Origin of the sequence: Lysobacter sp. Root667, from assembly GCF_001427715.1 — a bacterium.
GTDB lineage: Bacteria > Pseudomonadota > Gammaproteobacteria > Xanthomonadales > Xanthomonadaceae > Lysobacter.
The window spans coordinates 125,298-137,082 of sequence record NZ_LMHF01000015.1; the positions used below are offsets into that span (position 1 = coordinate 125,298).

Annotated in this window: 13 protein-coding genes; all 13 read right to left on the reverse strand. The window is 68.7% G+C overall.

Features of this window, described 5'->3' with window-relative positions; all coding sequences use genetic code 11:
• Nucleotides 1-43 precede the first annotated feature (43 nt).
• On the reverse strand, nt 44-862 hold the full coding sequence (ybgF, locus tag ASD78_RS18250; protein ID WP_056104088.1) for a tol-pal system protein YbgF: 819 nt from the start codon (nt 860-862) through the stop codon (nt 44-46).
• Nucleotides 863-877: 15 nt separating this feature from the next.
• Complete coding sequence (gene pal, locus ASD78_RS18255) at nt 878-1,417, reverse strand: peptidoglycan-associated lipoprotein Pal (RefSeq protein ID WP_055900461.1); 540 nt, start codon at nt 1,415-1,417, stop codon at nt 878-880.
• Between the two features lie 97 nt (nt 1,418-1,514).
• Nucleotides 1,515-2,828, reverse strand: a complete 1,314-nt coding sequence (tolB, locus tag ASD78_RS18260; protein WP_055900457.1) for a Tol-Pal system beta propeller repeat protein TolB — start codon at nt 2,826-2,828, stop codon at nt 1,515-1,517.
• A gap of 135 nt (nt 2,829-2,963) precedes the next feature.
• Nucleotides 2,964-3,929 (reverse strand): cell envelope integrity protein TolA, encoded by a 966-nt coding sequence (gene tolA / locus ASD78_RS18265; RefSeq protein ID WP_056104091.1) that lies wholly within the window; start codon nt 3,927-3,929, stop codon nt 2,964-2,966.
• Complete coding sequence (gene tolR, locus ASD78_RS18270; RefSeq protein WP_055900451.1) at nt 3,926-4,375, reverse strand: protein TolR; 450 nt, start codon at nt 4,373-4,375, stop codon at nt 3,926-3,928. Before tolR ends, tolA begins: the two co-directional genes overlap by 4 nt.
• Nucleotides 4,376-4,470: 95 nt before the next feature.
• Entirely contained in the window at nt 4,471-5,241 is a 771-nt protein-coding gene (gene tolQ, locus ASD78_RS18275) for a protein TolQ (RefSeq protein WP_056104093.1), read from the reverse strand.
• A 37-nt stretch (nt 5,242-5,278) separates the two neighbouring features.
• Nucleotides 5,279-5,713 (reverse strand): tol-pal system-associated acyl-CoA thioesterase, encoded by a 435-nt coding sequence (gene ybgC / locus ASD78_RS18280; RefSeq protein ID WP_235565770.1) that lies wholly within the window; start codon nt 5,711-5,713, stop codon nt 5,279-5,281.
• A 4-nt stretch (nt 5,714-5,717) separates the two neighbouring features.
• Entirely contained in the window at nt 5,718-6,746 is a 1,029-nt protein-coding gene (ruvB, locus tag ASD78_RS18285) for a Holliday junction branch migration DNA helicase RuvB (protein WP_055900443.1), read from the reverse strand.
• A gap of 261 nt (nt 6,747-7,007) precedes the next feature.
• A complete protein-coding gene (locus ASD78_RS18290; protein WP_055900439.1) occupies nt 7,008-8,972 on the reverse strand; it encodes a potassium transporter Kup in 1,965 nt (654 codons plus the stop codon).
• A gap of 36 nt (nt 8,973-9,008) precedes the next feature.
• Nucleotides 9,009-9,599, reverse strand: a complete 591-nt coding sequence (gene ruvA / locus ASD78_RS18295) for a Holliday junction branch migration protein RuvA (protein ID WP_056104095.1) — start codon at nt 9,597-9,599, stop codon at nt 9,009-9,011.
• A gap of 34 nt (nt 9,600-9,633) precedes the next feature.
• The gene (ruvC, locus tag ASD78_RS18300) at nt 9,634-10,161 is read right to left on the reverse strand and encodes a crossover junction endodeoxyribonuclease RuvC (RefSeq protein ID WP_055900433.1); all 528 of its coding nucleotides are present in this window, start codon (nt 10,159-10,161) and stop codon (nt 9,634-9,636) included.
• Between the two features lie 9 nt (nt 10,162-10,170).
• Nucleotides 10,171-10,902 carry a YebC/PmpR family DNA-binding transcriptional regulator gene (locus ASD78_RS18305; protein WP_056104099.1) on the reverse strand — a complete coding sequence of 244 codons (732 nt, stop codon included), beginning with the start codon at nt 10,900-10,902 and terminating at the stop codon, nt 10,171-10,173.
• A gap of 108 nt (nt 10,903-11,010) precedes the next feature.
• The gene (locus ASD78_RS18310; protein ID WP_156087869.1) at nt 11,011-11,664 is read right to left on the reverse strand and encodes an alpha/beta hydrolase; all 654 of its coding nucleotides are present in this window, start codon (nt 11,662-11,664) and stop codon (nt 11,011-11,013) included.
• Nucleotides 11,665-11,785: the final 121 nt, after the last annotated feature.

Here is an 11,785-nt window from a genome sequence, read left to right on the forward strand (position 1 = left end):
GCTTGGCGTGGTCGCGGCTTGCGCCGGCCCTACGGGGAGCGGCTTAGCGCAGGCGGCCGAGCTGCAGCGCGTTGAGGCGGTCGGACGCGGCGCGGGCGGCGTCGGTGCCCGGAAAACGCGAGACCACTTCGCCCAGGGTGCGCTCGGCCGCGTCGACCTGGCGCAGGCCCTGCTGGGACAGGCCCATCTTGAGCAGCGCGCCCGGGGCCTTGTCGTGGGTCGGGTAACGCTCGTACAGGGCCTGGAACTGGACCAGGGCGAGCTGGTAGTTCTGGGTCACGTAATAGCTTTCGCCCAGCCAATACAGCGCGTTGGGGGTGTAGGTGCCGTTCGGGTAGGTCTCGATGAAGGCCTGGAACATGCGCGCCGAGTCGGCATACAGACCGGCCTTGAGCGCGTTGAAGGCGACATCGTAGGCGCTGCGCTCGTCGGCGCTCTGGGCCACGGTGCCGGCGTCGCCGTAGACCGTCGGGGGACGGTCCTGGGCGGCGGCATGCGGCGGCGGCGCGGCGGCGGGCTTGGGCGCAGCGGCGGCCGGAGCCGGCGCGGCGGCAGGCGCGCTGCCTTCGAGCTGGTTCAGGCGCCCGTCCAGATCCAAGTACTGGTTCTTGCTCGACTGCTGCAGCTGCTGATTCTGCTGCTGCAATTCCTCGACCTGCGAACGCAGCGCCTGGACTTCCGACTTGAGCTGGGTGACCTGGTTGAGCAGGTCGACGTTGGCCTGATTGTTGGCCGCGCGCTGCTCCAGCACCGCGACGCGGTCGGCCAGGCTGGCGCGCTGGGCGTACGCGGGGGCGGGGGCCGCGAGGGCCGCCGCTCCGCAGACGATCGAAGCCGCTAGGGTCTTTGCGAACGTGCGCATCGATCGTGGGTCCGATTACTTGGAGGTGTACACGATCTCGACGCGACGGTTCTTGGCCCAGCAGTCCTCGTTGGAGTCGGTGCAGACCGGGCGCTCTTCGCCGTAGGAGGTCACGGTGATCTGGCTGCCCGAACCGCCGTTGGCCTGGATCGCCGAGGACACCGCATTGCCGCGGCGCTCGCCGAGGCCGAGGTTGTACTCGCGGCTGCCGCGCTCATCGGCGTTGCCTTCCAGGGTCATGCGCGAGGACGGACGGTCGCGCAGGTACTTGGCGTGGCAGCCGACGATGGCCTGGAATTCCGGCTTCAGGCTGTCCTGGTCCAGATCGAAGTAGACCACGCGCTGACGCAGGCAGGCGTCGGTGTCCAGATCGTTCGGACCGTAGGCGCCCGAGGCGGTCGGACCCATGTCGGTCGACGGCTGAGTGGTGCCGACGTTGCTGCCGGTGTCGGTCGGCGGAACTTCCTTGACCTTCTTCGAGCAGGCGACGGCGACGGTGCAAAGCAGTGCGGCGAGCACGACCTTGCCGACGGTGGCAGGAGCGATCTTGTTCATGGTTTTTCCTCGTCAGTGGAACGTGGGGGCAGGACTAGCGGGACAGCCGGTGCCGGGGGATGCGGATACGTGATGCGGGATTGGCCTGGACGCGCGATCAACGCGGCGTGCGGTACGGACCCCATGCCGGTTCGCGTACGTCGCCGTCGTCCAGGACCACGCGCTCGCGCACGCGGGCGTCGGCGGAGACCGAATACAGCACGCCCCGGCGGCCTTCGCGCGCAGCATAAATGATCATCGCGCCGTTCGGAGCGAAGGTCGGGGACTCGTCCAGCGAACCCGGCGACAGGGTGCTCCAGCGCGGCGAACCCAGGCTGGAGTCCATCATGGCGATGCGATACGTGTTGCCGGCGCCCTGGGCGACCGCGATCTTCTTGCCGTCCGGGGACACGCTGGGGGTGGCGTTGTAGCTGCCCTGGAAGGTGACGCGGGTGGCGCCGCCGCCGCTGGAGGAGACCTGGTAGATCTGCGGGCGGCCGCCGCGGTCGGAGGTGAAGTAGATCTTGCTGCCGTCGGCGCTCCAGGTCGGCTCGGTGTCGATGCCGAAATGGTTGGTCAGCTGGGTCAGCGCGCGGCTGCCCAGGTCCATGGTGTAGATCTCGGGGTTGCCGCTGCGCGACAGGGTCAGGGCCAGGCGGCGGCCGTCCGGCGAGAACGAGGGCGCGCCGTTGATGCCGCGGAACTTGGCCACCAGCTCGCGGCTGCCGGAGCTGATGTTCTGGATGTAGATCGAGGAATTGCCGCCTTCGAAGCTGACGTAGGCCAGGCGGTTGCCGTCGGGGCTCCAGGACGGCGACAGCAGCGGCTCGGGCGAGCGCACCACCGGCTGCGGGTTGAAGCCGTCGGAGTCGGCGATCTTGAGCACATAGTCGGCGCTGCGGCCGGTGCCGTTGGCGGTGACGTAGGCGATACGGGTGAAGAACGCGCCGCGCACACCGAGGATGCGCTCGTAGATCTTGTCGGCGATCTGGTGGGCGGCGTCGCGCACGGCGTTGGTGCGCGCGGTGTAGGCGAAGCCGTCCAGACGCTGCTGCTTGGCGACGTCGAACAGTTCGTATTCGATGCGGTAGCTGCCGGCGCCGCCGTCGAGGACGCGGCCGACCACGATGTAGTCCTGGTTGATCGCGCGCCAGGTCGGGTAGTTGATCTCGCTGCCGCGGCTGGGCTTGTCGGCGATCTGCTCGACCGGCAGGCCGCGGAACTGGCCGGAGCGGTTGAGGTCGTCGCGGATCACCTTGGCGATGTCGGTCTGCGGCGCCGAGCCGGAGCCCTGGTACGGCATCGGCACCACCACGATCGGCAGGGCTGCGGCCTTGCCGCCGACGATATCGACTTCCAGCCCCTGGGCGGCGGCGGAGAACGGAAGCAGCAGCGCGAGCAGCGCGGCCAGCCAGGACAGGGGTCGGTTCATCGGCACTCCATTACGGGTGAAAACGGGCACAGGTACGGCACGGACACTGTTCAGCTTGCGATTCTTAACAGTTTGGAGGTGAACGCCGCCTCAAAGCTGAACGAATTCAGGCTGAAGCGGCATTCCTGCACCCGGTCACTGATCCTGGGCGGTGAAATTGAAGTTGAGCTGGCGGTTGAAGACCTTCTCGAAGCCGGCGTAGGGCAAGGGCTGGGCCTTGAGCACGGCGGCCTCGATCGAGCGCCGCGCCTGCTCGTCGTAGGAGCACGGCGACGATACCTGTACGTCGATGACGGTGCCGCCTTGGAGCTGGCGGATGACCAGTCGGCATTTGGCGCCCAGCGGCACGCTCTCGGGCCGGGTCCACTTGGCCAGGATCGCGGCCTGCAACGCGGCCTGGTAGGCCGCCATCAGGCCTGGATCGCCCTGGCCGCCGGCGCCCGGGGTCGGTTGGGCGGCGTTGGCGTCGGCCTGGCTGCTCGAGGCGCTGCGGGCCTGGGCGTCGGCCAGCTGCTTGAGCTTCTGTTCGGCCAGGCTGGCCTCGCGCGCCGCGGCGGCGCGCTTGCGGCGGATGTCTTCGAGTTGCTTCTGGCGCTCCAGTTCCATCGCGGTCAGGCGCTGCTGGCGCTGGGCCTCGTCCTGGCGCTCCTGCTCGGTCAGGTCGACCTGTTCCTGGCGCTGCTTGGCTTCCTGCAGCTTCTTTTCGTCGGCGGGGTTCGGGGTCGGCGTATCGACCACCTGCTCCTGGCTGCGGTCGTCCGGGACCGGGATGAAATCCTGCGGCGCCTGCTGCACCGGCGTCGGCGAATCCTGCGGCCGCGGCTCGGGCTCGGGCTGCGGCAATGGCAGGCTGTCCTCTATTTCCGGCTCGGGCTGAGGCAGCGGTTCGGAGATCGGCTCGGGCCGGTTGCGCAGCGTGCGCTGCATCGCCGCCGACAGGTCGGACACGTCGGTCAATTCCGACGCCATCGGCGAACCGCCGCCGGCCGGCGCGCCTTCGAACTTCCACAGCGCGCCGAGCAGGATCGCCAGGATCAGCAGCCCGTGCAGCAGCAGGGCCAGACCGACGGCTTGCGCGGTGTCGGCGCTGGTTTCCCTCATCGGGCCGCGCCCTTCTGCGGCTGGCTCATCAGACCGACCTTCTCGACCCCGGCGCCCTGCAGGATCTCCATCGCCTCCATCACCGGCTGATAGTTGGAGCGGCCGTCGCCGGCGATGTAGACCTGCAGTTTTTCCTTGCCGTTCTGCGCGACCAGGGCGGTCATGCGGGCGCGCAGCATGTCGCGGGTCACCGCTTCGTTGCTGCCGGCCTTGACCGCGAGGAAGTAGTTGCCCTTGGCGTCGATCTGGACCACGACCGGATCGTTCTTGGTCTCGATCGACTTGGCGTTGGACCTGGGCAGGTCGACGTCGACGCCCAGGGTCAGCAGGGGCGCCGTGACCATGAAGATGATCAGCAGCACCAGCATCACGTCGATGTAGGGCACGACGTTGATCTCGGCCTTGAGTTTGCGCTTGCGATGGCGGCGCGCGGTTATGCCGGACATGGCCTTCCTCTCAATTCTTTACGACGCCTTCCGCCGCGGCGGAAGGCATAGGAGCGCGCTGGCGCTCGGATGCGGACGCGTGCGAGTGGCTCGCATCAGCCTTCGTCGAGGTGGGACTGCCGCTGCAGGATCGAGGAGAACTCCTCGGAGAACGCGTCGTAGCGCACCGACAGGCGCTCCACGCCGGTGGCGAAACGGTTGTAGGCCCAGACCGCCGGGATCGCCACGAACAGGCCCATCGCGGTCGCCAGCAGCGCTTCGGAAATGCCCGGCGCGACATCGGCGATGCCGACCTGCTTGGTGGTCGAGATCAGCGAATGCATGGTGACCATGATGCCGAACACGGTGCCGACCAGGCCGATGTAGGGCGAGGTCGAGCCGATGTTGGCGAGCAGTTCGAGGTTGTGCTCCAGGCCGTCGAGTTCGCGCGAACCGGTCGCGCGCATCGCGCGCTGGGCGCCTTCGAGCTGGGCGCGGGCATCGACGCCGCGACGCTGGCGGATGCGGTTGAACTCGCGGAAGCCGGCTTCGAAGATCGCCTCCAGGCCGCCGACGCCGCGGCCGCGTTCGGTGGTGCCGGCGTAGAGCTTGCTCAGCTCGGCGCCGGACCAGAAGCGTTCCTCGAAGTGGTCGGCCTCGTTCCTGGCGCGCCGGATCACCTTCCATTTGCGGAAGATGATGATCCAGGACGTGACCGACGCCAGTACCAGCAGGGCCATGATCAACTGCACCGGGATACTGGCCTTGAGCACCAGGTCCAGCAGGCTGAAGTCGGCGCTCGCGGCGGCCTGCGTCACCGCGCTGGCGGCCTCTTCCGGCAGGGCTTCCACGGTCGTGGCCAGAAGCGCGATCAACGATGACGTCATGCTTGTTTCTCCGTAGCCCGCAGCACGGGCCTGATGGTTACGTTGGTTCTTGCGGCGCCGGGGTCACCAGCGCTTTCAGCGGCTCGTACAGCGCCGCCGGAATCGGGCGCGGGCGGAAGTCCTGCGGGTCCAGCGCGGCCAAGCGCACCGTCGCCGTGAACAGACGCTCGTCGCCACGGTGGATGGCCTGCGCGAACACCAGGCTGGCGCGGCGGCACTCGCGCAGCTCCGCCGACACCGACAAGGCGTCGTCGAGGCGCGCGGGCTTGAGGAAGTCGATCTGCATCGCGCGGACCGCGAACACCAGCTCGAACTCCAGCCGCAGCCGCTCCTGGCCGTAACCCTGGGCACGCACCCATTCGCTGCGCGCGCGTTCCAGGAACGCCAGGTATTGCGCGTGGTAGACCACGCCACCGGCGTCGGTATCTTCCCAATAGACGCGTGTCGGCCAACTGAACGCCGGTGCAATCACTCGTTCAACCCTCTTCGAAAAGCCCGCTGGCATTGGCTTTCGGCTTCAGGCCGATGTGCCGGTAGGCCTTGGCGGTGGCCATGCGGCCACGCGCGCTGCGGACCAGGTAGCCCTGCTGGATCAGGAAGGGCTCGATCACGTCCTCGAGCGTGCCGCGCTCCTCGCTGAGCGCGGCGGCCAGCGATTCGACCCCGACCGGGCCGCCGTCGAAGGACTCGATGATGGTCTGCAGCAGGCGCCGGTCGAGCTCGTCGAAGCCCTGCGGATCGACCTTGAGCATGGCCATGGCCGCGTCCGCGGTCTGGCTGTCGATGCGGCCGCCGGCGCGGACCTGAGCGTAGTCGCGCACCCGGCGCAGCAGGCGATTGGCGATGCGTGGGGTGCCGCGCGAGCGCTTGGCGATCTCGGCCGCGCCCTCGGGCACGCAATCGATTCCCAGGATCTGGGCCGAGCGGCGCACGATCTTGGTCAGTTCCTCGGCGCTGTAGAACTCCAGGCGCTGGACGATGCCGAAGCGATCGCGCAGCGGTGCGGTCAGCAGGCCGGCGCGGGTGGTGGCGCCGATCAGGGTGAACGGCGGCAGGTCGAGCTTGATCGAGCGCGCCGCGGGGCCCTCGCCGATCATGATGTCGATCTGGTAGTCCTCCATCGCCGGGTACAGCACTTCCTCGACCACGGGCGAGAGGCGGTGGATCTCGTCGACGAACAGCACGTCGTGCGGTTGCAGGTTGGTCAGCAGCGCGGCCAGGTCGCCGGCCTTCTCGATCACCGGGCCGGAGGTCTGGCGCAGGTTGACGCCCAGCTCGTTGGCGATCACGTGGCTCAGGGTGGTCTTGCCCAGGCCGGGCGGCCCGAAGATCAGGACGTGATCCAGTGCCTCGCCGCGGCCCTTGGCGGCCTCGATGTAGATCTTGAGCTGCTCGCGAACCGGCTGCTGGCCCAGGTATTCGTCCAGGCGCTTGGGCCGGATCGAAGCCTCCAGGGCCTCGTCCTCGCGGTTCGCGCCGGGGGCGATGATGCGGTTTTCGGTCATGCGGCTATGTTCGCATGGGCGGGGGCGGCTCTGGGGCGACACCGGTGGCGGTTGGCGCCGGGAAGGCGGCTGGCTGCGGCGGATGGATGCGGCTGGGTCCTCTTCTTCTCGCGCTTGCGGCGCCCGAAGGGTGCGCAAGGCTGAGAAGGTGCCCGCAGGGCGGATGAGGGCGTACGGAACGCGGCTGACGGCGCGAGACCGTGACCTCGTGTGCCCTCACCCCAGCCCTCTCCCGCTTGCGGGAGAGGGACTGAAGCCGGATCAGATTTCGACCTGCGCGCCCAGCTCGACCAAGCGGTTGCCGGGGATGCGGAAGAAGCCGGTCGCCGGCGCGGCGTTGCGGTGCATGAAGGCGAACAGGCGATCGCGCCAGATCGGCATGCCGCGGTGGCGGCTGGCGACCACGGTCTCGCGGCTGGCGAAATAAGTGGTGTCCATCGGATCGAAATAGATGCCGCCGGCGTCGCAGGAACGCATCAGCGCCAGCGGCACGTCGGGCATTTCCATGAAGCCGAAGCGGATCAGCACGCGGTAGAAATCGTCGCCGATGGCTTCGATCTTGAGCCGCTTCTCGCGCGGCGCATGCGGCACGTTCAGGGTTTCCACGGTCAGGAACACGTTGCGCTCGTGCAGCACTTTGTTGTGCTTGAGGTTGTGCAGCAGCGCATGCGGGACCACGCCCTTGTCGGCGGTCATGAACACCGCGGTGCCCGGCACCCGGATCGGCGGCGCCAGCATCAGGCCGGGCAGGAAGCTGTCGAGCTGGATGCCCTCCTTGCGCACCTCGTCGTGCAGCAGCTCGCGGCCGCGGCGCCAGGTGCGCATCACCGTGAACACGGTCAGGCCCAGCACCACCGGGAACCAGGCGCCGTCGAAGAACTTGGCGCCGTTGGCGACCACGAAACCGACGTCGACGATGAAGAACACCACGCACAGCGGCAGCACCCAGGTGCGCCAGCGCGGCCACAGCGCGCGCGCGACCAGCGCCAGCAGCAGGGTGTCGATCAGCATCGTCGCCGACACCGAGATGCCGTAGGCCGTGGCCAGTGCGGTCGAGCTGCGGAAGGCCAGCACCACCGTGATCACCGCGATCGCCAGGATCCAGTTGATATAGGGCACGTAGATCTGGCCGATGGTGTCGTGCGAGGTGTGCTTGATCTGCATGCGCGGGATGTAGCCCAGCTGCATGGCCTGGCGCGCGATCGAATAGGCGCCGGTGATGACCGCCTGCGAGGCGATCACCGCGGCCATCGTAGCCAGCACGATCATCGGGTACAGCGCCCACGCCGGCACCGCCTCGAAGAACGGGTTGCGCACCGCGGCCGGGTGTTCGAGCACGAGCGCGCCCTGGCCCAGGTAATTCAGCATCAGGCAGGGCAGCACCATGATGTACCAGGCGTAGCGGATCGGGCGGGCGCCGAAGTGGCCCATGTCGGCGTACAAGGCTTCGCCGCCGGTCACCGCCAGCACCACCACGCCCAGGATCAGCACCGAGTGCAGGCCGTGGTCGATGAAGAAGCGCGCGCCCCACATCGGGTTCAACGCCTTGAGCACTTCCGGGGCGTCGACGATGTTGTGCACGCCGATCGCGGCCAGGGCCAGGAACCACAGCACGGTGATCGGGCCGAACACGCGGCCGACCTTCTCGGTGCCGAAGCGCTGGGCCAGGAACACCATCACCAGGATCACCACCGTGATCGGGACGATGAACCGGTGCAGGCCGGGCGCGGCCACTTCCAGGCCCTCGACCGCGCCGAGCACCGAGATCGCCGGGGTGATCACGCTGTCGCCGAAGAACAACGAAGCGCCGAAGATGCCGAGGATGCCGACGACGTACGCCGAGCGCCCGCCCTTGGCCAGGGTGCGCTGGGCCAGGGTCATGAGCGCCATGATGCCGCCCTCGCCTTCGTTGTCGGCGCGCATGATGATGGTCACGTACTTGATGGTGACCACGATCATCAGCGCCCAGAACACCAGCGACAGGATGCCCAGCACGGTGTCGTGGAACGCCGCCGGAGTGATGTGCGGCCCGATCAGTCCGAAGTGCGGCGAAAACGCCTCTTTCAGCGTGTACAGCGGGCTGGTGCCGATGTCGCCGAAGACGACGCCGATCGCACCGACGACCAGCCCGGCCAGGCCCTTGCCGCCATGGCCGTGACCATGGCCCTGGGCGTCGTGGGCGTTCTTGCGCGGCTGCGCGTCGACAGAAGGAACGGTGGAAGCCATGGTGCGTGTGCTCCGGGCGGGTACGCCGCCGTGGGCTCAGCGAAGCGCGGACTTTAGCGCTTTGCGGATGATGGCGGCGGCGTCGTCGCCGGCGGCGGTGGCATCGCGCGCCATGCGCGCGGCCTCGACGGGTTTGTAACCCAGTTGCTGCAGGGCGACGGTGGCCTCGCTCTGCGGATCGGCGGGCACGCCGTTGCCGCCGAGGACGGCGCCGGAGCCGACGAAATCCGCGGCGCGGTCGCGCAGCTCGACCACCATGCGTTCGGCGGTCTTCTTGCCGATGCCGGGGATGCGGGTCAGCGCGGTCACGTCGCCGGCCTGGACCAGGCGCGCGAACTCTTCGACCGGCACGCCCGACAGCACCGCCAGGGCGATCTTGGCGCCGATGCCGCTGACTTTCTGGACGTCGCGGAACAGGCGCCGCTCGGTCTCGCGCAGGAAGCCGTACAGCGAAACGCTGTCTTCCTTCTGCGCGTAATGGGTGAACAGCGCGACCTCGCGCCCCAGTTCGGGCAGGTCGTAGAAGGTGCTCATCGGCGCCTCCAGCTCGTAGCCGACGCCGTTGACGTCCACTACCAGCCAGGGAGGCTGCTTGTGCACGATGATGCCTTTGAGACGTCCGATCACGGACCCGCTCCCTTGGGATGACGAAGCGGCGCGCTCATGCGCCGCGCCTGCGCAATTGCGCCGTGGTCAGGCCGATGCGCGCGCTGGTCGCACTCATATGCGCATGCGTCAGGGCGACCGCAAGGGCATCGGCGGCGTCGGCCTGCAGCTTCATTTCCGGCAGATTCAGCAACAGCCGCACCATGTGCTGGACCTGCTGCTTGTCGGCCGCACCGCGGCCCACCAGCGATTGCTTGATCACCCGCGGCGCGTACTCGCTGATCGGAATGCGCCGCCGCACGACGGTCGCCAGCGCGGCGCCGCGGGCGTGGCCCAGCTTCAGCGCCGAGGTCGCGGACTTGTCCATGAACACGGTCTCGATCGCGACCTGCTGCGGCTGCCATTGGTCCAGCGCCGCTTCCAGGCCTTCGCACAGCAGCCCGAGCCGCGACGGGAAATCCTCGGCGTCGAGCAGCTTGAGCGCCTGCGCGTGCACATAGGTGCAACGGCCGTCGGCCGCAACGTCGATGACGCCCAGGCCGGTCCGTTGCGAACCGGGGTCGATGCCGAGGATGCGGATCACGCAGGCAGTCTACGCGTAGGCGTCGGCGCCGAGATCGGCGTTGGAGTAGACGTTCTGGACGTCGTCCAGGTCTTCGAGCCAGTTGAGCATCTTCACCACCTGCTGCGCGGTCTCGCCGCTGACGGCGATTTCGTTCTCGGCGCGGTAGGTGATCTCGGCCTGGCTCGGGGCCAGACCGGCCGCTTCCATCGCGGCCTTGACCGACGCGAACGCGTCCGGCGCGGTCAGCACGTCGATCGAGCCGTCGTCCGGGTAGACCACGACATCGTCGGCGCCGGCTTCGATGGCGGCTTCGGTGACCTGGTCTTCGTCGGTGCCGGCGGGAAACCACAGCACGCCGCGCTTCTGGAACAGGAATGCGACCGAACCGTCGGTGCCGAGGTTGCCGCCGAACTTGCCGAAGGCATGACGCACGTCGGCGACGGTGCGGACCTTGTTGTCGGTCAGGCAGTCGACGATCACCGCGACTCCGCCCGGGGCGTAACCCTCGTAGCGGATTTCCTCGTATTCCACGCCTTCCAGCGCGCCGGTGGCCTTCTTGACCGCGCGTTCGATCACGTCCTTGGACATGTTGGCCGAAAGCCCTTTGTCGATCGCCGTGCGCAGGCTGGGATTGCCGCCAGGATCGCCGCCGCCGCGGCGCGCGGCCACGCTGATCTCGCGGATGATCTTGGTGAAGATCTTGCCGCGACGCGCATCTTCGGCGTTCTTGCGCGCTTCGATCGACGGACCTCTACCCATGGCGTTACCGGCTCAATCTGTGAACAAGCCGGCGATTTTACTCGATCGGGCGCCGCCGCCGGGGCCGGACCGTCACAACCCGGCCCTCACCGCCCGCCCGGCCTGGTCTCAGGCGCGCAGGCGCCCGTGGCGGAAGAAGGCGGCGGCCATCTGGGCCGCCTGCGCCGAAAACAGCAGGCCGCTGTGACTGGCGGGGATCACCGCATGGTCGCGCAGGCCGTCCAGGCGGGTCTCGGCGACCGCCACGGTGCCGTCGCTGTCCTGGCCGAGATCGCCGAAATAGCGCCCCAGCCCGTGCGGGGTCGAACCGGCGATCACCGCCACCTCGGCCCGGCCACGCCAGGGTGGGCAGCCGTGCAGCAGCAGCTCGGCGCTGCGGCCCAGCGCGGCCGCGGTCCAGGCGTGCCGGGCCAGCCCACCGGCGGCGGCGCTGCCGCACAGCGGCGAGCCCAGGCAGACCACCCGGGACACCGGCAGTTCGGGCTGGGCGGCCAAGGCGCTCAGGGCGATCAGGCCGCCCAGGCTGTGGGCCAGGATGTGGGTCGGTTCGGCCAGGCGTTCGAGCAGCCCCGGCAGGGCCGCGTCCGGCCCGCCGCCGGCGCCGGCGTAGGCATAGGTGCTGCTTTCGTAGCCGGCCTCGGCCAGGCGCGCGCCCAGCCAGCGCATCGACAGCGCCGGCATCCAGATGCCGTGGACCATCAGGACTCTGCGCGTCGCATCCGCCGTCGTCGCTCGCTCCATCGCCGCTCCGTCGTTCGCCATGAATGCGATATCGGGCCTGGGGCGATGCTAACCAAGTCTCCGTCCGGTATAGGGGCGGGCCTGAGCCGCGACCGCGCCACTCGGGCCTGCACAGGTTCGTGAGCAGAGCGTTCGCGGCTCA

Excerpts from the sequence above, each read along its gene's own strand:
- ybgF (WP_056104088.1), bottom strand. The coding sequence starts at position 862 with ATGCGCACGTTCGCAAAGACCCTAGCGGCTTCGATCGTCTGCGGAGCG.
- pal (WP_055900461.1), bottom strand. The coding sequence starts at position 1,417 with ATGAACAAGATCGCTCCTGCCACCGTCGGCAAGGTCGTGCTCGCCGCA.
- tolB (WP_055900457.1), bottom strand. The coding sequence starts at position 2,828 with ATGAACCGACCCCTGTCCTGGCTGGCCGCGCTGCTCGCGCTGCTGCTT.
- tolA (WP_056104091.1), bottom strand. The coding sequence starts at position 3,929 with ATGAGGGAAACCAGCGCCGACACCGCGCAAGCCGTCGGTCTGGCCCTG.
- tolR (WP_055900451.1), bottom strand. The coding sequence starts at position 4,375 with ATGTCCGGCATAACCGCGCGCCGCCATCGCAAGCGCAAACTCAAGGCC.
- tolQ (WP_056104093.1), bottom strand. The coding sequence starts at position 5,241 with ATGACGTCATCGTTGATCGCGCTTCTGGCCACGACCGTGGAAGCCCTG.
- ruvB (WP_055900443.1), bottom strand. The coding sequence starts at position 6,746 with ATGACCGAAAACCGCATCATCGCCCCCGGCGCGAACCGCGAGGACGAG.
- ASD78_RS18290 (WP_055900439.1), bottom strand. The coding sequence starts at position 8,972 with ATGGCTTCCACCGTTCCTTCTGTCGACGCGCAGCCGCGCAAGAACGCC.
- ASD78_RS18305 (WP_056104099.1), bottom strand. The coding sequence starts at position 10,902 with ATGGGTAGAGGTCCGTCGATCGAAGCGCGCAAGAACGCCGAAGATGCG.
- ASD78_RS18310 (WP_156087869.1), bottom strand. The coding sequence starts at position 11,664 with ATGGCGAACGACGGAGCGGCGATGGAGCGAGCGACGACGGCGGATGCG.